The following is a 17,425-nucleotide window of genomic DNA, read 5'->3' on the forward strand; positions in this document are numbered from 1 at the left end:
CGTTTACGCGCGAATGACTCATATTTTAATGCGCTAACGGAGTATTTAATAAAGCCAGGAGGTGGTGATGAAGACGCTAAAAGCACGTGGCCGCTCGTCGATCAAAACACTGTTCGCATCGGTATTCCTGCTGGTTGCCCTGACCGGTTTTTGCGAACAGGCAGGCGCGCAAACCGTCATCTGTACCGGAAGCGAGACGTTGTCATTCAATCCGGCATTGACCAATACCCAGCGGAACCTTGTCGTGACGGACACGGCAAGCCTGTCGCCGTGCCTCGTGGTGGGGGTGTCCGGAATCAACTCGGCCACCGAGAGCGCTCAAGGTGTCGCCAATTTATCGTGCCAAATGTTGCTTGGCGGCGGACCCGCGACGAAAATCATCCACTGGTCGAATGGGCAGTCCAGTACGTTCAGCTATACCGCTTCGAGTAGTGCAGTCAACGGGAATTTCGTCATTACGCAAACGGGTAATATTTCCGCGGGATTATTCAAGGGTCAATCCGCCGTTGGCGTCAGCACGCTCACGTCTTTGAGCCAGCCTGATTTTCTCACTGCTTGTGCCGGCAGCGGCGTCGCGAGTGTAAGCGGAGGGACGACGCTGACGATCGCTCCGCCGCTTTGATTCATAAACAACCGAAAGACCCGGAGGGCTTCGGACGATGGCGCGCAGCGCGCGGCGCGCCACCGGATCGTCCCGGAATTTGCGTTCACGCTGAGCCGTCACGAACCGTTCTGCCTTGCCCCAAGTTCCCGCGTTCGATTGAACATAACGAGCAGGGATCGTTTCGCAGATATTGGATTCGCACAGCCTAAGCAAATGAAATCACGAGCCTCTTGCCACATGCGGCCGCATATTTTCGCAATGTCGCAAACGAGGGCGAATGCTTTTCGCTAGTGAGCGATGCTTCGAGGCGCGACACGGCTGACGCCGTCGTACCCATGCGCTCAGCGACCTGTGCTTGAGTCAGTCCAGCCTCTTGCCGCGCGGCCAATAGTGCGCGCAGCGCGGTGTATTCATCTTCCAGCGCATCATAGGCCGCCTTGACCTTGCCATCTGCGAGCAGACGAGCCGTATCGTCCGCCGTATGCGGAACCGGATCGAATCCCTCAGCGCGAACACGCTTCGTTGCTACCTTAGCCATTCCGCACCTCTCTCAAACGTGCTTGGGCGATCCGCAATTCTTGCGGCGGCGTCTCCTGTGTCTTCTTGACGAAGGAGTGCAGCACAACGACTTGCCGCCCCACATGCGTGCAATAGAACACTCGCCCGATACCTTCCCTACCGTTTGGACGCAACTCGAACAACCCGTTACCCATTGCGCGGGAGTGAGGCATTCGTAGATCTGCGCCGAATTCCTGCATCAGGTCCAGCAGCCGAAGGTAGTTCGCAAGAATCCCGGCGGGGAACGCGAAAACGTCACGCTTCACGCGTTCGTTGTAGTAGACGATTGTCCAATGAACTTTCATGTTAGCAAATTTGCGATATTTCTGCAATTCAGCCTATCGCTTGCGAGCGGCAGGAGCCGCTGTATCGCAGTCGCCGGTGGATAGATCCGCTGCGCCTCGGCGTTCACATGCCATCGCCGCAACCACGGTTCATCAATTTCGACGTGCTCGACGGCCGGGGCAAGATGACGTTCGGCCAGCATGCGACGCTCCTTTACCGGGCTATCCCGAAATACCGCAAAATAGCGTTCACCCTGAACCGTCACGATTCGCTCCCCCTTGCCCGAAGGTCCCGCATGATCGACTCGTCCGCCGTTGCGGCGGTGTTTTCCGTCTATGTCGCCGGCGTCGTGATGCCCGGCCCGAACTTCGTCGCGGTCGCGCATCGCGCCGCGTCCGGCGCGCGCGCCGAGTCGCTCGCGCTCGTCGCGGGCATCGTGATGGTCAACCTGTTCTGGGCGAGCTGCGCGATCCTCGGCATCGGCTTCGTATTCGCCGTGTTTCCGTGGCTCGCGGCGCTCGTGCGCGTCGCCGGCGCCGCCTATCTCGTGTGGTTCGGGCTGCGGCTCATCGCGGCGTCGGGCGCGCCCGGGCAGCCCCGCGCGGGCGCGGCGGCCGGGTCCGCCGGGCTGCGTCCGGCGTTCCTGCACGGCGTCGCGACCAATCTCGCCAATCCCAAATCGATCGCTTTCTACGCGGCGGTGTTCTCGTCGGCCGCGCCGGCCCATGTGTCGCCCGCGACGTTCTTCGCGATGCTGGCGACCGTCGGCGTCACCGCCGCGTGCTGGTACGGATTCGTCGCGCTCGTGCTGTCGCATGACGCGATCGCGTCCATGTATCGACGCGCGAAACGCCGGGTCGACCGCGTCTGCGGCGCACTGATCGTCGCGCTCGGCATCCGTCAGTTCATGCGCTGATGCGTTCGGCGTATTGCCGTACACGCTGCGCCGCCCCCAAACGTTGCAAGCCTCCTTGCGAGAACAACCATGTCCACACGACCCCGTGAACTGCTGAAGGCCGCCGATATCGCGAACATGGAGCCGGAGCGCGCGGTTCATGCGCTGAACGGCGACGCGGTGCGCCTGCGGAAATCGATCGGCGACCTGACCGGGCTCACGCAGCTCGGTGTGCACCTGATCACGCTGATGCCCGGACACGCGTCCGCCGAGTATCACCGGCACTGGTATGAAGAGGAGTTCGTCTACGTGCTGTCCGGAAGCGGAACGGCGACGATCGGCGAGCAGGACCACGCGGTCGGGCCGGGCGATTTCCTCGGCTTCGCGCGGGGCGGCGACGCGCATACGCTGGTGAACACGGGCGACGTGCCGCTGGTGATTTTCGTCGGCGGGCAGCGGCTCGAGCACGACGTGTGCGATTACCCGAGAAGCGGCAAGCGCCTGTACGTGGCCGGCAAGCGCGAGGCGCTCGTCGATCTGCCCGGCGACGAGGAACAGGCATGACACAGAGGTTTTCCGCGACCTTCGCGATCAGGTCATAGGCCTGAACGACGTTATCGCTCGCGCCGGGCCTGGTCGACACGCCGCTGACCGCCGGCTGGACGGATGCGCAGCAGCGCTGGCGCGAGCACGCACCGATGCGCCGCGCGGCGCAGCCGGACGACGTCGCGCAGACGGTCGCGATGCTGGCCGCATTGGACTACGTCACCGGCGAGGTCGTGCTGCTCGACGGCGGGCTGAACCTGACGTAGGGATTGAAGGCTGCAAGATGCCAAGCGCCGCGCCGCGTCCGCCTACCCGAGCAAATGCCGCAGCACGCCCGCCGACACGATGCCGATCGCCACGGTCGGCAGGATCGACAGGCGGGTCGCGGCCAGCAGCGTGACGGCCAGCGCGAGGAGGTCCGCGGGCCGGCTGGACACGAAGGCCGGCGCGATCACCGAGATCAGCACGCAGCCGGGCACGTTCTCCATGACCGCCGTCATGCGCGGGCTGAGCGTGCGGTTGCGCAGCATCACGTAGCCGAGGATGCGCGACAGGTACGTCGTCGACGCCATCAGCACGATGGTCGCGACGGTATGGAAATCAGGCATCATCGCGCGGCTCCCACAGCACGGCGGCGATCAGCCCCGCGCATGCGCCGGCCGCGACGTACCACGCGCCCGGGACGGCCAGGTGCGTGGCGGCCGCGACGACGAGACTGACGAACCACGGCCGGCTCGCGCGCATGCCTTTCCACATGCCTCGCAGCAGCACCAGGAAAACCGCCGTGAACGCCATGTCGAAGCCGTACTGCTCGACGTCGCCGATCGTCGGCCCGAGCGCGGCGCCGAGCGTCGTCATCGACAGCCACGTCATGTAGAGGCCGGCGGCCACGCCCGCGTAATACGGGACGCTGATGTGGTCGGCCGAGCGCCGCCGCGCGTCGGCGAGCGACATCGCCCAGCTCTCGTCGCACATGAAGAACAGCGCCGCGAACGCGCGCCTGCGCGGCAAGCGCCGGATGTACGGCGCGAACGCGGCGCCCATCAGGATGTGCCGCGAATTGACCAGGAACGACATCGCGACGATCAGCGCGATGTGCGGCGGCGAGGTCCACAGCCGGATGGCCGCGAATTCGGAGCCGCCGCCGAAATTCAGGCCGGTCAGCATCGGCACTTCGAGCAGGCTCAAGCCCTTCTGCGCGGCCTGCGCGCCGAGCACCAGCGCAAACGGAACGAAACCCAGCATCATGGGCAGCGACGCACGCAGGCCGCGGCTCATCTCCAGCAAGAACGCGGACTGCTGGCGCAGCCCGGTCGACGTTGAAACACTACTGCTCATCACACCTCCTTCGGGAGGAGGATTGTCTGCTTTTTTGACTCGAATCGGGTTGCGTTGTGGCCAGTTCTTTCGGAGAATTTGGCATTGAATACGCGATACGCGAATTTCTTGAAATTGGATGCCAAATGAAGCTTGATGCCATCGACCGGCGGATCCTGAGCGCGCTCCAGCGCGACGGCCGCATGCAGAACGTGGAACTCGCGCATGAAGTCGGGCTGTCGCCGTCGCCGTGCCTGCGGCGCGTGCGGCTGCTCGAGGAAGCGGGCGTGATCGAGAAATACGTGGCCGTGCTGAACCCCGCGAAGGTCGGCAAGGGGCTGACGATCTTCACGCGCGTGTGGCTGAAGGGGCAGGACGCGGAATCCGTGAACCGCTTCGCCGAGGCCGTCCAGCAGATGCCGGAGGTCGTCGAGTGCCATCTGATGGCGGGCGACTGCGATTTCCTGCTGCGCGTCGTGGCGGCCGACATCGACGACTACCGGCGCTTCCAGATGGAATACCTGACGCGCATTCCCGGCGTGCTGAGCGTGAAGACCGACATTCCGATGCAGAAGGTCAAGCTTACGTCGGCGCTGCCGACGTAGCGCCGCGCCGGTCACGATCGCCGGATAAACTGGCGGGCCAGGCCGCTTCGCCGCGCGCCCGGCCATGCGTCGGGACAGATGCGCTACTTCTTGTCGAGCCCTTCATGCCGCCACTCAACAATCCGTGGAATTCGCTGGAAATCGTCAAGCTCGTGCTCGGCGTGCTGACGCCGCTGTCGGTGGCCTGCCTCGGCTGGCTCGTCGCGCGCCGGCTGAAGCGGCTGGAGCTCGTGCAGTGGACCAACCAGAAGCTGATCGAGAAACGGCTCGCGCTCTACGACGCGGTCGCGCCGCTGCTCAACCAGCTGCTGTGCTTCCACACGTGGATCGGCCACTGGAAGGACATTTCGCCGGACGACGTGATCCGCGCCAAGCGCGAGCTGGACCGCACGTTCCACATCTACCGCTACCTGTTCGGCGACGACGTGTACGACGCGTACCACACGTACATCCATGCGCTGTTCGAGACGCACACGGGCGCGGGCCAGGATGCGCGGATCCGCTCGCTCATCGAGGCGCCGAACGGCGATCGCACGAAGCACGGCACGTACGCATGGAACCCGGCGTGGTACGAGCGGTTTGCGACCGCGAACGTCGTGGACGGCGCCGAAGTGCGCGCGCACTACACGCGGCTGATGGAGGTGCTGCGCGTGTCGCTGGGCGCGAACCGGTGAAGCGATGAAGCGATGAATCGGCGGCCGGCGCGACGTGCACGCGGCGCGCGCGTCAGCTCCGGCCGGCGGCCGCGAGCCGCGCGGCGAGCCCGACGAACACGGCGCCGAGCAGGTACTGCGGCAGTTTCGACGGACGCCTGCGCGCGCCGATCCGGCGGCTCAGCCGGCTCGCGGACACGATGACCACGCCGTTGACCACGAGGCCGACCAGGTTGAGCACGGTCGCGAGCACGAGAATCTGCACGGCGATCGAGCCGTTCTGCGGCCGGATGAATTGCGGGAACAGCGCCAGCACGAACAGCGCCATCTTCGGGTTGAGGAGGTTCGTCGTCAGGCCCTGGCGAAAGATCGTCGCGGTGGAGCGGCGCGGGGTCGACGCGTCCGGCGCGAGCGACGTCGCGTCCGAGCGGAACGTCTTCCACGCGAGATAGAGCAGGTATGCGGCGCCGGCGAAGCGCACGGCGTCGTACGCGATCGGCACGGCCAGGAACAGCTGCGACAGGCCGAGCGCGGCGGCCAGTGCATGACAGTAGGTGCCGGCCTGGATGCCCGCCAGCGTCGCGAACCCCGCGCGCCGGCCCTGGCTGACGCTGCGCGATGCGATCAGCAGCATGTCGGGGCCGGGCGTGGCGGTCAGCGCGAGACACGCGCCCGAAAACAGCGCGAGCGTGGAGAAGTCGATCATGGGCGTTCCTCCGCGCCGATTCGGCGCAAAAGGAAGAACAGTGTAGGAACGCGCGCGATGCCGGTCAACCGGGACGACTCGTAGTCGATGCGACGCGGCGCGCGGCACTACACCCGGTCGAGCAAGTCGACGAGCAGCTTCGCGCCGTCGGCCCCTTTCGTGGAATCGGTCCACAGCCGGTCGATCATCTTCCGATACATGGCGACGGCATCGGCCGACGTGGTGATCGTCGCGATGCCGGTGCGAACGTTCGGCAGCTCGCCGAGCCGGAACGGCGACACCGCGATATGCGCGCTGTCGTCGTCCTCGAAGATCTGGAAGGTCTCGTTCGGCAGGTTGTCGCTGACGATCCCGATCCGCACGCCTTTCGCATCGTCCTCGAGCATTGCGACGATCCGCATCACCTCGCGGCGCGCGGCGAGTTTGCGCTCGAGCTGCACGCCGGGCGGCAGCCCGAGGCGGCCGACCAGGCCGTGGTGCAGGAACTGCTCGATCTGGCGCAGCCCGATCAGGCTCGTCACGTTCAGCGGGGCGCGCCGGAACGCGGCCTTGCGGTCCGCGAGGATCGCCATCACTTTCGACAGCGTCTGCCGCCACGCGGCGTCGGTCAGCGACGGCGGGATGCTTTCCTCGAGCATCTGGCGCAGCCAGCCTTCGTAATCGTCGGACGTCAGCAGGAACGAGAACGGATCGAAATGCGCGACGATGCGCAGCGAGCGGCTCTCGAGCTGCCGCATGCGCTCGAAATAGCTGATCGCCGAATCGTGATACTCGACCTCGACGCCCATCAGGTTCGCGAGCGACACGCCGAACAGGGCGGCGAGCCGCTCGAGCGTATCGATCTTCACGATCTCGCCGCGTTCGAGCTTGTAGACCGCCGCGCGCGATATGTTCAGCCGCTCGGCGACGTCCTCGCTGCGCAGCTCGGCGGCCATCCGGTACGCGCGCAAGCGCTCGCCGATGCTGTTGAAATCGAAGCGCGCGCCGCGCAGGCGCGTTTTTCGGGAACCGGCTGTGGGCATTTGATCCTCTGGGTGGCAGGTAAGAAAATCGACACGTTGATACGCGAAAGCACCGGGCGGCCGCCGGTCACGCGGACGGAGCGTCTGCGGCTGCGCCACCCTCCGCGCGGCTCACCTGCGCGAGCACGAATGCGTAGACGTCGTCGAGCGCCGACACGATGCGCGTACCGGCCGCGACACCGTCGAACGCGCCCGCCGGTCCGACGCAGATCAGCGGCTTCGCGAAGCGTGTCGCGAGGCGGATCTCGTCGAGCGTGCCCTTGCTCCCCGGCAGCGCGACGACGACATCGCTCGTCAGCACGTTCACGTAGTTGCGGCTCAGCGCGTCGTCCGGCGCGTCGGCCTCCTTGCGCGGCAGCGGCGTGACGATCGGCAGATCGATGAACGGATTCGGATAGCCGGCGATCGGCGCGAAGCCGAACAACGGATGCGTTTCGGTCGGCACGATGCCGATCGAGCGGCCGCGGCGCCCCGGCGTCGTCGCATACGCGCGCGCGGCCGACAGCATCACGCCGCGGCCGGCGCCTGTCAGCAGATCGAATCCTTGCGCGGCGATCCACGCTCCGAGCGGCGCCGCCAACTCGGGCCATTCGTTCTTGCCCGAGCCCATCACGCCAATGATCGCCATCTTGTCCTCCTGGTCGGCCGACGAACGGCGCACCGATCTCCGCGATCGTTCGCGCCATTCGTCTTTTTAATTATACATATTGACCGATTTTCGGTGGTGAGGACGTGTGATCGACCTAGAAATAGCGGATTTTCCTGCCTTGAATTTTTCCATCGCTTTCTTTAGTCTATAAAAATAGATTAATTGATGATCGTATCGCGGCTCGAGGGGGCGCCGGTACGCAGACGTCTTCGGGGCGAGACAGCCCGCTACAACCTGAGAGAGGTGTATTCATGCCTGACCGCGCCACCAACGACCTGCTGAACCGCGTGGGGTCGGGCACGTCGTGTGACGTCGAATACGAGACCCCGGCGAACTCGCCGATGATGCGCGCTTGAGCGGCGCCGCGATCGGCGGGCCGGGCCGCGGGGCCGGCATGCTGACGGGCGGGCGCGTCACGGCCGCGCTGCTCGCGGCGGGGCTCGCGACCGTCGCCGCGCTTGGCGCGCGCGGTACGCTGCCGGCCGGCGATGCGCGCATCATCGCGATCGTGTTCACCTGCATCGTGCTGTGGGCGACGGGCGCGGTCGCGAGCCTCTGGGTGTCGCTGCTGTTCTTCTTCCTCGCGGTGACCTGCACGTCGGTGCCCACCGCCGAGATCTTCTCGGGCTTCGGGTCGAGCGCGTTCTGGCTCGTGTTCAGCGGCGCGGCGATCGGCTTCGCGCTGAAGGAGAGCGGCCTGAGCGAGCGGATCGGCATCGCGCTCGCGCGCCGGATCGGCGGCTCGTACCTGAAGGCGCTGCTCGCGTTCGCGATCCTGAGCTTCCTGCTATCGCTCGTGATGCCGTCGACGTTCGGGCGGATCGCGATCCTGATTCCGATCGCGATCGGCTACTGCGACGTCGTGAAGCTCGGCGCGCACGCGAACGGGCGGCGCGCGTCGCGCTCGGCCGCCGCGAATGGCACGCGATCGTGCTGCTCGCGATCACGCTCGCGCTGTGGTTCACCGACGCCGTGCATCACGTCGCGCCCGGCTGGGTCGGGCTCGGCTTCACGCTCGTCTATTTCGCCACGTCGCCGCCCGCGCAGCTCGAACGCTTCACCTCGACGCTGAAGATGGACCGGCTGTGGTTCATCGCGGCGATTATCGGGCTGACCGCGCTCGTCAACCATCTCGGCGTGCGCGTGCCGGACGCGCTCGCGCTCGACGCGCTGCGCGACAGCCTGATGCTCGCGTACTTCGCGCTGACCGCGCTGTCGATCGTCGTCTGCTTCGCGGTCACGTCGAACGCGGAACCGGCGCCGTTCATGCCGGCCGTCGATGCGATCGCGCGCCCGGCGCTCGGCGACGCGCGGCTCCATCACGAGCATTTTTCCGCGCCGGCGGCGGGCGCTGCCGCGGGTGAGGCCGGCGGGTTCGAGATCGAGCTCGCGCGCTCGCGGCGCACGCTGCGCGTGCCGCCGGAGCAGTCGATCACCGATGTGCTGTACGACCACGGCATCGAGGTCGCCACGTCGTGCGAGGCGGGCGTGTGCGGCGCATGCCGGACGACCGTGCTCGACGGCGCGCCCGATCATCGGGACGCGTTCTGAGCGCGGCGGACAAGGCCCGCAACGACTGCATGATGCCGTGCGTGTCGCGCTGCCGCGGCGAACGGCTGGTGCTGGATCTGTGAGCTGCGATGGGGGGCGGCTGTCCGGCCCGTTCGTCCAGTTAGACTGACGCTCCTGCCCAACCCGCCCGCGCGCCCCATGGATCTGACCAGAACGATCGTCATCGGCAATTCCGGCTCGGGAAAGAGCTGGCTGGCGCAACGCATCGCCCGGTCGCAAGCGGCGACACTCGTGGATCTCGACCTGATTCACTGGCTGCCCGGCGGTTACGACGTGCCGCGCGACCGCGACGACGCGATGCGCGCGGTCAAGCGTGCGGCCGCGCACGAGCGCTGGGTGATCGAAGGCATCTACGGCTGGCTGGTCGAAGGGATACTCGCGGATGCGACGGCGCTCGTCTGGCTGCGCGTCGATCCTGCCGACTGTGTCGCCGCCATCCGGGAGAGAGGGATTCGACGCGGCGGCAACGAAGCGTCGCTGGCCGCGCTGCTGCAATGGGCCGCGACGTATCGAAGCCGTCAGGGCTCGAGCTCCGATGCCGGACACGAGCGGATTTTCAATGACTTCCGGCGCGACCGCTTATGTCTGTCGAGCCGTGACGAAGTCACGGCGTTCGCGGCGTCGCTCCTCAGGCGCGCGAAATGACCTCGATGCGCAGCGGTTCGCCGCCGGCCGCGATCGCGAGCAGGTGGTCGACGTTCGGATGCGCGCCCGGACGGTTGCGCGCATCGGCCGTATGTTCGGCGAACACGGCAAGGCCGTGCTCGGCCGCCTTCGCGTCCAGCGCGCCGAACGTCAGCCGCAGATAGTGGTACACCGCGAGCGAGCCCTGCTTGCCCGGCTTGTTCTCGATGTTCGCGACCACGTCGCCGATGCCGTTGACGAGGTCGATGCGCTCGATGCCGTCGATGGACGGCAGTTGCGCGAGGTTGTCCTTGAATACGCTGGTCGGTTGAATCACTGGAAACGCTCCGTCGGTTCGGTAAAGGGCATCGCGGGCCGTATCTTATCCGATCGGCTGCGGCGAGCCGGCGGCCGCTCGCGCGCGGTCGACGTCCGGGCTGCGATACAGGCGCTCCGGAATCTCCGCGAGCCGCGACGCGTGAACCTGCCGCGGCGCGAGGCCGTAGAACTTCTGGAAGCTCATGATCAGCGGCGACCACTTGTCGGGATCGATCCGGTCCGGATCGCCGTCCATCAGCAGGTCCGGATGGACGTGCACGCGCTGGATCCGCACCTCGAACACGCAGATGCGCCCACGCCCGTCGGGGGAATCCTCGGCGAGCCCGTGCCGGGCCGCCACGACGGCTTCCAGGTGCACCGGGCATTCGAGCGCGCGCGGCGCCGCCACCGTGTCGGACGCCGCTTCGGTGAGCCCGGCCCGGCCGAACTTGTCGGGTTCGTACACGTAGCCGCGCGCCGCCTTGGACGCCGGCACCGGGCTGGAACCCGTCGTGCGCGCGATGCGGTCCACCGCATCCGCTTGCGCGGCCGACGGCAGGTTCAGCACGCACTCGCCCGTGCGGATCAGGTTCTGCGTGGTCCGGGAACTGGCCGCGAGGCCGAGCACGCCGCGCCAGCCGAGCCAGAACACGGACGACATCGGCGCGAGATTGGCCGTGCCGTCGTCGTTGCGCGTGCCGATCAGCACGACGGGCGTGCCGAAGTAGAGGATGTTCGGTTCACAGATGCGATGCGGAGCATTCATGGTCGGGGCCTTCGGGTGATGGGATCAGGCCTCATGCTGATCCGTCCGCCGCCGGCTGACGCTCCGCTTCTTGTGATGTCATTCGGCGATCAACTGCTCCACCAGCGCGCCGAGTTCGCCGAGGTGAACGGGCTTCGGCAGGAACGCGTCGAAGACGGTCTTGTGCGCGTCCAGCCCGGCCGATTCGTACGCGCTGACGCCCAGGATCGCCGCGCGCCGCGTGCCGTCCGCCGGCGTCGCCGCGCGGATCCGCTTCGCGACCTCGACGCCGTTCAGGTCGGGCAGCTCGAGATCCAGCAGCACGATGTCGTACCGGTGCTCGGCAAAACGCGCGACGCCTTCGCTGCCGGTGCCGCACAGGTCCGCGTGGACGCCCAGCGCCGCCAGCATCGAGCCGAGCGTCTCGCGCGCGTTGTCGTTGTCGTCGACGACGAGCGCGCGCCGGTCGCGATGCGGCGCCGCGCGCGGCGATGCCGGCGCATCGCCCGCCGGTTCGCCGCTGTCGGGCACCTCGACCGGCAGCGTCACGACGAATTCGCTGCCTTCGCCGACGGCGCTGTGCACGTCGATGTGCCCGCGCAGCGTCGTCACGATCTGGTGCACGACGGCGAGGCCCATGCCGATGCCGTCCACGTGCAGGCCCGCCGCGTCGTTCGCGCGGTAGAACGGCTCGAAGATCTTCGACAGATGCGGCTTCGCGATGCCGGCGCCGGTGTCGCGCACGGCGACTCTCAGCTTCGGGCCGGCGGGCGCGTCCAGCAGCGTCGCGCTCACGTCGATCGTGCCGCCGTTCGTGTACTTGACCGAGTTCTCGATCAGGTTGGACAGCACCTGCTGCAGCAGCTGGCGATCCGAGCGCACGGCCAGACCGGGCGGATCGACGTGCTGCGATGCGTGGATGCGCTTGGCCGAGATCCGCTCGCGAAACGGCTCCATCGCATCGGCCAGCAGCGGCGCGATGCCGACGATTGCCGGTTCGGCGCGGCGCCGGGTGGAGCGCAGCTTGATGTAGTCGGTGAGCTCCCTCACCAGCGCTTCGAGCGACGACGCGGAGTTCTGCAGCCGCCTGATCGTCTTCAGGTTCGCGTCCGACTGCGGCCGCGCGAGCAGGATCTCGATCGACCCGCAGATCGCCTGCAGCGGCGTGCGCAGCTCGTGGCTGACCATCCCGAGGAACGCGTTCTTCGCGTCGACCATCTCGAACGCGCGGTCCGATGCCTGCTTCTCCGCGACCAGCGCCGCGTGCTGCCGCTCGAGCAGGTCGTCGCGCGTGCGCACGGTATAGAACAGCAGCAGGAACAGCGCGCCGAGGATGACGCCGAGGATGCTGCCGAGGATCAGGATCGCCTGCTGCTTTTCCTTCAGCTGGTGGAACGTGAAGTCCCGCTGCGCCATCTCCAGCGCGCGGAAGTAGTTGGCGAGGGCGTTCACTTTGGGCCAGTACGCGTCGACGTCGGCCGCCATGCGCCGCGCGTCGCCGCGCGCATCGCGCAGCGCCGGCACCTCGCGCTGCAGCCGGGCCATGAATGCGCCGAGCGTCGCGATGTCGTCGCGCGCCTTCGGGATGCGCAGCCAGTACTCGGACACTTCGGACGGCCGCCGCAGGAAGCCGAACGACGCCGACAGCGCATCGAGCTGCGTCTCGACGCGATCGAAGTCGTCGTCCTGGCGCGTCGCGTAGAGGATCAGCTGCCGGTCGAACCGGCTGTACGCGTTGCGATACTGCGCGGCAGTCCAGAACACCCCTTCGCGCGGGCCTTCGAGCACGCCTTCGTTGACCGACGTCGCGAGCAGGTCATGCAGCAGGAACGCCCACGCGGCGAAGCCCAGGATCCACAGCGAGCCGAGGGCGACGATGATCTTGCGCTTTTTCCATCGCCTGGCGGTCATTTCACGGTGAGGCCGATGACCTGCCACGCGAACTTCGCTTCGCCGAGCGGCGTCTTCAGCTCATCCGCGAACTGGTCGCGCGGATACATGACCCACAGCGGGCCGTAGCTCGCGTTGTCGAGCACCTTGCCGTTCATCGTGCGGGCGAGGATCACGCCGTACTTGTCGGCGTCCGACGCGGGGATCGTGAACGTGTATTCGTCGATGCAGTGAAGCTCGATCTGCGTGCCTTTCGCGCCGACGAGCTTCAGCACGTCGGCGAGGCGCGGGCCGCTGAAGGTCGCCACCGGCGTCCAGCTCGTCGACGTCGTGATCGTGTGCTGCGGCAGCGCCATCAGCGCCTGTTCGGAGAACACGTACGCGTTTTTCCCGGGCTGATTCGATTTCGCGATGTTGCCGTCGACCGTGAACTTGAACGGCGCGGCCCAGGACGCGGCGGCGGCGCCCAGCAGGCAGGCCAGCAGCAGGCCTTGCAACCAGATTCTCGGATTTCGCATGGTTTCCTCTTGCGTGTTGTCGATGTGTCTTGAGTTCAATCCGCGGGCGCGTTGAACGGCTGGGCGATCTTCAGCTCGCGCGCCACCTCGGCGAACAGGATCGGCAGGCGAACCGGCTTCTCCTCACAGCGCGCGTTGAAGTGCGACATCACGCGCGCGATCTCGTCCTCGCTCGCCTCGCCGGTGGAAATCTTGCCCGTCAGCAGGAAGATCGGCGCATCGCCATTTTCGCTCGAACGGATGCCGCGCACGAGATCGGCGGCCGTCTGGTCGCCGAGCATCCAGTCGAGGATGTAGCCGTCGAAATCCTCGACTTCCAGCGCTTTCCGGAATGAGGCGACATCGTAGTACGGGATCGCGTTCACGCCTTTCTCGACGAAGTATTCGCATACCGTCTCGGCCACGTCCGCCGAATCGTCGACCACGGCGATGCGCGCCGCGTACGCCTGCTGCTGGGCGGAGCGCAGCTCGATCACGTCGACGGGATAGGTGCGGCCTTCATGCGCGTGGTGGCGTTCCATGACGATCCATTCGCCTTGCGACAGGATCGCGACGAAATCCGTTTCGGCGTGGCTGCTGGCCTTCGTCGAGATCGCGGCCCGGCAGCGCAGGCGCCGCGATTCGATGACGAGCGTCGCGTCGAGCATCTCGGGGGCAGCCCCCGCGTGCGCGCCCTGGTCGTCGAGCAGGATCGCGGGCGGCACGCCGAAGTGCGTCGCGATGTCCCGCAGTTGCGACAGGTTCCACGGGATCAGGCCTTTCATCTTGCGGGTGACGACGGAAAAGCTCAGGCCGAGCACGTTCGCGATCGTCGTGTTGTGGCTGCGCGGCGGAATGCCGTTCCGGGTCAGGAGGTCGCGCACCTTGGTGGCGGTGATGAGGTCGGCGTTGGCCTGCTCGCTGTTGGGCATCTCGGTGAGGTCTCCGGTGGTTTGCGCGTCGAAGCATAGCAAAGCTGACGCAATATGCAAACTTCAAAATAAGAATTGACTTGACATGCCATTTTTCTCCATTATTATTGCTCACCGCGTCACTATTGTTTGCTGCGTCATGTTTTGAGGACGCGGCAAAACATGACAATCGAGTCAAGCAGGGAACCTGAGAGAGCCTTGGGCCGAGCGCCGGCGCGGTGGATATCCACTGCGCCGCGCGCCCGACCGGGTGCGCGATAACGAGAAAGACTACAAATGGCGCACGCAATAGCGTGACGTCTATTACGGCTACTGGTATTCGGGCTATCCGTATCGGCGTCTGGAATCAGACGTGCCGGTACGGCTATTGACCGCAGCCGGAAGCATCGGGGGCAGCCGCGGGGAGACCACCATCGCGTGCCTGTCGCGCATCACGGACCTGCAGCGCAACTCCGGCGAATACCGTGCGGGCTCGAAGCAGCAGAGAGGCCGGTGCGTCGCGACCCACGCATTCATCTCCAGCAATCGGCGCTCCGCCGACACGCGCCGATGCCGCACGCGTCCGATTCATTTAGTTCAAGTTCAAAAACACATTACAAATATACTTGACAAGTACTAATCCATTCGTTCTGCACTGATTTTCAGAAATTCGTTTGGCATGATCGGCCCACTTCCATTTTTTTCGGCCGCATTTTTTGCGAGACGCCGGGGGCCGGATGCGATTGCATTTCGGCGCCCGCAGCGTCGTCGTGTCGCGTCATGCCTTACAGCCCGCTCCAGTCCATTCGCCGCTACCAGAGCATTTCGATGTTCGGCGGCGGCATTCTCGTCACGGTTCTGGTCCTGATCGCCTGCGCGCTCGGGATGGCGTCGATCGTCTATGGGCACATCGAGGCCGAACGGCGCAATTTCGTGAGCGGCAAGGAACAGACGCTCGACGAAATCAAGACGAGCGAGACGTCGTTTCGCAACGGCGTGGCGAATACGCAATTGATCTGGCGGGAGATCTCGCGTGCGCCGGGCAGCGTCGTCGAGGCATTTTTCGGCAATGAGCAGCGGATCGCGATCAAGCCGTATCCGTCGCTCGTCGTGGGCGTGCCGGGGCAGACCGGGAACCGCGCCGAAGTCTCGCGCTATCTCGCGTTGTCGATACTGTTGTCGTGCATTTGCGCGGCACGCTCGATCAATCGTGGCCGGCTGCTGGAGGGCTACCACTACAGCACCCGTGCCGGCGTGTTCGGCCTCGTGCCGACCATGGACGAAGACCGGCCGGCGCTGGCGACGCCGGGGCGGCGCGCCCGCGCGTCCGCTGGCTGCCGCCGTACGTCGGTCCCGTCGCGGGGCAAGTCCGGATCCGGATCGCCGCGCAGGCGTATGCGGATGGCGCGCCATTTGCGGTCCTCGTGGCCGAATATGCGCCGCTACGCGCCGGCCGGCGTGCGGCGCATCTTGACGAAACCCGTGACGCCTGCGCATCTGCACGGCGCGCTCGCGCATGCGCGGCGGCGGCGCGACTTGCGCGGGCAGCGGTTACGCATGGGTGGCGCCGGCAGGGACGGGCGGACCAGGAATCGGCGTTGCATGACGAAAAATCCTCAATGCACGATCGTGGAAGCGATGCACGAAATAACGAAGGCAGGGTGCCGGTTTGCATCGTCCGGCATATTTCAAATCAACCAAGGAGGAGAAGGCCGTGCGCCACGTGGGGAAGGTATTCGGACTGCTGCTCGATTTCGCGACGCTCTCTGAGAAATCCCGCAGGGAATTTCTGACGATGATGAACGAATTTCTCGTGATGTCGCCGCTCCAGAAACGGCGAGCGATCAACGAATGGAAAAGCAGGTTGGAAGACGGTTCGCGCGATCTGTCCGTCGATCCAACCCGCCGGTAGCGCGACGCGTCGCGGGGCGGGAAGCGCCGGGCGAAACGGCGCCGCCCCGAACGCGGGCCGGCGCGCAAGGCAGCCCGCCTGCCGAGGCTGGATGACGACTCGACGGCGACTTCCCGCCTATCGGAAATATTTCGATGAGGCGTGCAGGTGCCGTGCGCGTGACTCCGGGCCCGTTCAACATCGCGTTCGGCGCGCGCCGAACGCAGATGCCGCGCGCTGCCTGGCGGGAGCTGGCGAGCCTGGTTTTATCTTAAGATCATGTCACGCATGATCCGGCGGGCTGTACGCGGTGCTCCGTTTGCCTGACGGAACAAGAACGTTGCCTGGTCGAACCGGGGAACTGGATATGTGACTGAAAGCCTCGGGGAAACAGAAACATGGATGAATTCTTTGTACGCGTGATGGTGGCGGACGATCATCCGGCGTCCGCGCTGGGGATGTCGCAGGCGCTGCAAGGCAACAGCACGATCAAGCTCGTGGGCACCGTTTCGAACTCGACGGATCTGGTCGAGGCGATCGACAAGCAGCAGAGCGACGTGCTCGTGCTCGACTATGTGATGCCGGCCGGCAAGTACGGCGACGGTCTCGCACTGCTGTCGTTCCTGCAGCGCCGCTATCCCGCGCTGCGTATCGTGACGATCACGATGATCGACAATCCGAGCGTGCTGCGCGCGATTCACCGGCAGGGCGTGAGCTGCATCCTCAGCAAGTCGGACGCGATCTCGCACCTGATCGGCGCCGTGCATGCCGCTTACGTCGGCGCGAACTACACGTCGCCGATCATCAAGCAGTTGCTGCAGGACGCCGAATCCGTGTCGGTCGCGCGTGACTTGACGACGCGCGAGATCGAAGTCGTCCGGCTGTTCTGCGCGGGCTACACGGTCGGCGAGATCGCCGCGCAGCTGCATCGCAGCAAGCAGACCATCAGTTCGCAGAAGTCGAGCGCGATGAAGAAGCTCGGCATCGTGCGCGACGCGGACCTGATCCGCTACGCCGACGAAGGCAAATTCCCGGATGCGTCGAACGGCGACGGGCCGCCGGGGGCCGCCGCATAGCGCATCGCGGCGCGGCGGCCAGCCGTCGATGACGCGTCGTCCCCGTGCGGGACAGACGAGA

At 66.0% G+C, this 17,425-nt stretch carries 21 protein-coding genes and 3 pseudogenes; 11 read left to right on the forward strand and 13 right to left on the reverse strand.

Going from position 1 to position 17,425, the window contains the following annotated elements:
- The first annotated feature begins 67 nt into the window (after positions 1–67).
- Positions 68–622 (forward strand): hypothetical protein, encoded by a 555-nt coding sequence (locus KY49_RS37600; RefSeq protein ID WP_139253446.1) that lies wholly within the window; start codon positions 68–70, stop codon positions 620–622.
- Between the two features lie 187 nt (positions 623–809).
- Here the strand turns inward: KY49_RS37600 and KY49_RS36135 are convergent, their stop codons facing one another.
- The 3 genes from KY49_RS36135 to KY49_RS37605 are packed head-to-tail and all read right to left on the reverse strand — an operon-like array spanning position 810 to position 1,649.
- Entirely contained in the window at positions 810–1,142 is a 333-nt protein-coding gene (locus tag KY49_RS36135; RefSeq protein ID WP_010100491.1) for a helix-turn-helix domain-containing protein, read from the reverse strand.
- A complete protein-coding gene (locus KY49_RS24000; protein WP_042586998.1) occupies positions 1,135–1,467 on the reverse strand; it encodes a type II toxin-antitoxin system RelE/ParE family toxin in 333 nt (110 codons plus the stop codon). The genes KY49_RS36135 and KY49_RS24000 overlap by 8 nt, the downstream gene beginning before the upstream one ends.
- Entirely contained in the window at positions 1,464–1,649 is a 186-nt protein-coding gene (locus KY49_RS37605; RefSeq protein ID WP_156162591.1) for a hypothetical protein, read from the reverse strand. Before KY49_RS37605 ends, KY49_RS24000 begins: the two co-directional genes overlap by 4 nt.
- A gap of 93 nt (positions 1,650–1,742) precedes the next feature.
- Here KY49_RS37605 and KY49_RS24005 point away from each other — a divergent pair, with 93 nt between their 5' ends.
- The 3 genes and pseudogenes from KY49_RS24005 to KY49_RS36140 all read left to right on the forward strand — a co-directional run.
- Positions 1,743–2,363: a LysE family translocator gene (locus KY49_RS24005; RefSeq protein ID WP_042586999.1), complete on the forward strand. Its 621-nt coding sequence runs from the start codon at positions 1,743–1,745 to the stop codon at positions 2,361–2,363.
- Between the two features lie 69 nt (positions 2,364–2,432).
- Entirely contained in the window at positions 2,433–2,906 is a 474-nt protein-coding gene (locus KY49_RS24010; RefSeq protein WP_042587000.1) for a cupin domain-containing protein, read from the forward strand.
- Between the two features lie 53 nt (positions 2,907–2,959).
- Positions 2,960–3,154: pseudogene (locus KY49_RS36140) on the forward strand (SDR family oxidoreductase); the annotation flags it as partial.
- 42 nt (positions 3,155–3,196) lie between these two features.
- On the opposite strand, the gene KY49_RS24015 reads toward KY49_RS36140, so the two are convergent.
- Positions 3,197–3,496, reverse strand: a complete 300-nt coding sequence (locus KY49_RS24015) for an AzlD family protein (protein WP_010097871.1) — start codon at positions 3,494–3,496, stop codon at positions 3,197–3,199.
- Positions 3,489–4,226, reverse strand: a complete 738-nt coding sequence (locus KY49_RS24020) for an AzlC family ABC transporter permease (protein ID WP_010097873.1) — start codon at positions 4,224–4,226, stop codon at positions 3,489–3,491. Before KY49_RS24020 ends, KY49_RS24015 begins: the two co-directional genes overlap by 8 nt.
- A 125-nt stretch (positions 4,227–4,351) precedes the next feature.
- On the opposite strand from KY49_RS24020, the gene KY49_RS24025 reads away from it, so the two are divergent.
- On the forward strand, positions 4,352–4,810 hold the full coding sequence (locus KY49_RS24025; RefSeq protein ID WP_006486309.1) for an Lrp/AsnC family transcriptional regulator: 459 nt from the start codon (positions 4,352–4,354) through the stop codon (positions 4,808–4,810).
- Between the two features lie 104 nt (positions 4,811–4,914).
- Complete coding sequence (locus KY49_RS24030; RefSeq protein ID WP_042587001.1) at positions 4,915–5,484, forward strand: hypothetical protein; 570 nt, start codon at positions 4,915–4,917, stop codon at positions 5,482–5,484.
- 52 nt (positions 5,485–5,536) lie between these two features.
- On the opposite strand, the gene KY49_RS24035 is transcribed toward KY49_RS24030, so the two are convergent.
- From KY49_RS24035 to KY49_RS24045, 3 genes are all read right to left on the reverse strand, one after another.
- Complete coding sequence (locus KY49_RS24035; RefSeq protein WP_042587002.1) at positions 5,537–6,169, reverse strand: LysE family translocator; 633 nt, start codon at positions 6,167–6,169, stop codon at positions 5,537–5,539.
- 107 nt (positions 6,170–6,276) lie between these two features.
- Positions 6,277–7,191 (reverse strand): helix-turn-helix domain-containing protein, encoded by a 915-nt coding sequence (locus tag KY49_RS24040; RefSeq protein WP_042587003.1) that lies wholly within the window; start codon positions 7,189–7,191, stop codon positions 6,277–6,279.
- A 67-nt stretch (positions 7,192–7,258) separates the two neighbouring features.
- On the reverse strand, positions 7,259–7,819 hold the full coding sequence (locus KY49_RS24045; protein ID WP_042588678.1) for a DNA-binding protein: 561 nt from the start codon (positions 7,817–7,819) through the stop codon (positions 7,259–7,261).
- A 373-nt stretch (positions 7,820–8,192) separates the two neighbouring features.
- Between KY49_RS24045 and KY49_RS24050 the strand changes: the two are divergent.
- Positions 8,193–9,474 (forward strand): annotated as a pseudogene (locus tag KY49_RS24050) (SLC13 family permease).
- Between the two features lie 76 nt (positions 9,475–9,550).
- Positions 9,551–10,057: an adenylate kinase gene (locus tag KY49_RS24060; protein WP_042587004.1), complete on the forward strand. Its 507-nt coding sequence runs from the start codon at positions 9,551–9,553 to the stop codon at positions 10,055–10,057.
- On the opposite strand, the gene KY49_RS24065 is transcribed toward KY49_RS24060, so the two are convergent.
- From KY49_RS24065 to KY49_RS24085, 5 genes are all read right to left on the reverse strand, one after another.
- Positions 10,041–10,373 (reverse strand): DUF2322 family protein, encoded by a 333-nt coding sequence (locus KY49_RS24065; protein WP_042587005.1) that lies wholly within the window; start codon positions 10,371–10,373, stop codon positions 10,041–10,043. The genes KY49_RS24060 and KY49_RS24065 overlap by 17 nt on opposite strands.
- Positions 10,374–10,418: 45 nt before the next feature.
- A complete protein-coding gene (locus KY49_RS24070; protein WP_042587006.1) occupies positions 10,419–11,120 on the reverse strand; it encodes a flavin reductase family protein in 702 nt (233 codons plus the stop codon).
- 78 nt (positions 11,121–11,198) lie between these two features.
- Positions 11,199–13,010 carry a hybrid sensor histidine kinase/response regulator AtsR gene (gene atsR / locus KY49_RS24075; protein ID WP_042587007.1) on the reverse strand — a complete coding sequence of 604 codons (1,812 nt, stop codon included), beginning with the start codon at positions 13,008–13,010 and terminating at the stop codon, positions 11,199–11,201.
- Positions 13,007–13,507: a molybdopterin-dependent oxidoreductase gene (locus tag KY49_RS24080; RefSeq protein ID WP_042587008.1), complete on the reverse strand. Its 501-nt coding sequence runs from the start codon at positions 13,505–13,507 to the stop codon at positions 13,007–13,009. Before KY49_RS24080 ends, atsR begins: the two co-directional genes overlap by 4 nt.
- A gap of 35 nt (positions 13,508–13,542) precedes the next feature.
- Entirely contained in the window at positions 13,543–14,418 is an 876-nt protein-coding gene (locus KY49_RS24085) for a helix-turn-helix domain-containing protein (RefSeq protein ID WP_042587009.1), read from the reverse strand.
- A gap of 759 nt (positions 14,419–15,177) precedes the next feature.
- Here KY49_RS24085 and KY49_RS24090 point away from each other — a divergent pair.
- The 3 genes and pseudogenes from KY49_RS24090 to KY49_RS24100 all read left to right on the forward strand — a co-directional run.
- Positions 15,178–15,839, forward strand: a pseudogene (locus KY49_RS24090) (hybrid sensor histidine kinase/response regulator); the annotation flags it as partial.
- Positions 15,840–16,111: 272 nt separating this feature from the next.
- Positions 16,112–16,309, forward strand: a complete 198-nt coding sequence (locus KY49_RS38735; RefSeq protein ID WP_042587011.1) for a hypothetical protein — start codon at positions 16,112–16,114, stop codon at positions 16,307–16,309.
- 377 nt (positions 16,310–16,686) lie between these two features.
- Positions 16,687–17,364 (forward strand): response regulator, encoded by a 678-nt coding sequence (locus KY49_RS24100; RefSeq protein WP_042587012.1) that lies wholly within the window; start codon positions 16,687–16,689, stop codon positions 17,362–17,364.
- Positions 17,365–17,425: the final 61 nt, after the last annotated feature.

The organism is Burkholderia sp. MSHR3999, assembly GCF_000833595.1.
In the GTDB taxonomy this organism is placed as follows: domain Bacteria; phylum Pseudomonadota; class Gammaproteobacteria; order Burkholderiales; family Burkholderiaceae; genus Burkholderia; species Burkholderia ubonensis.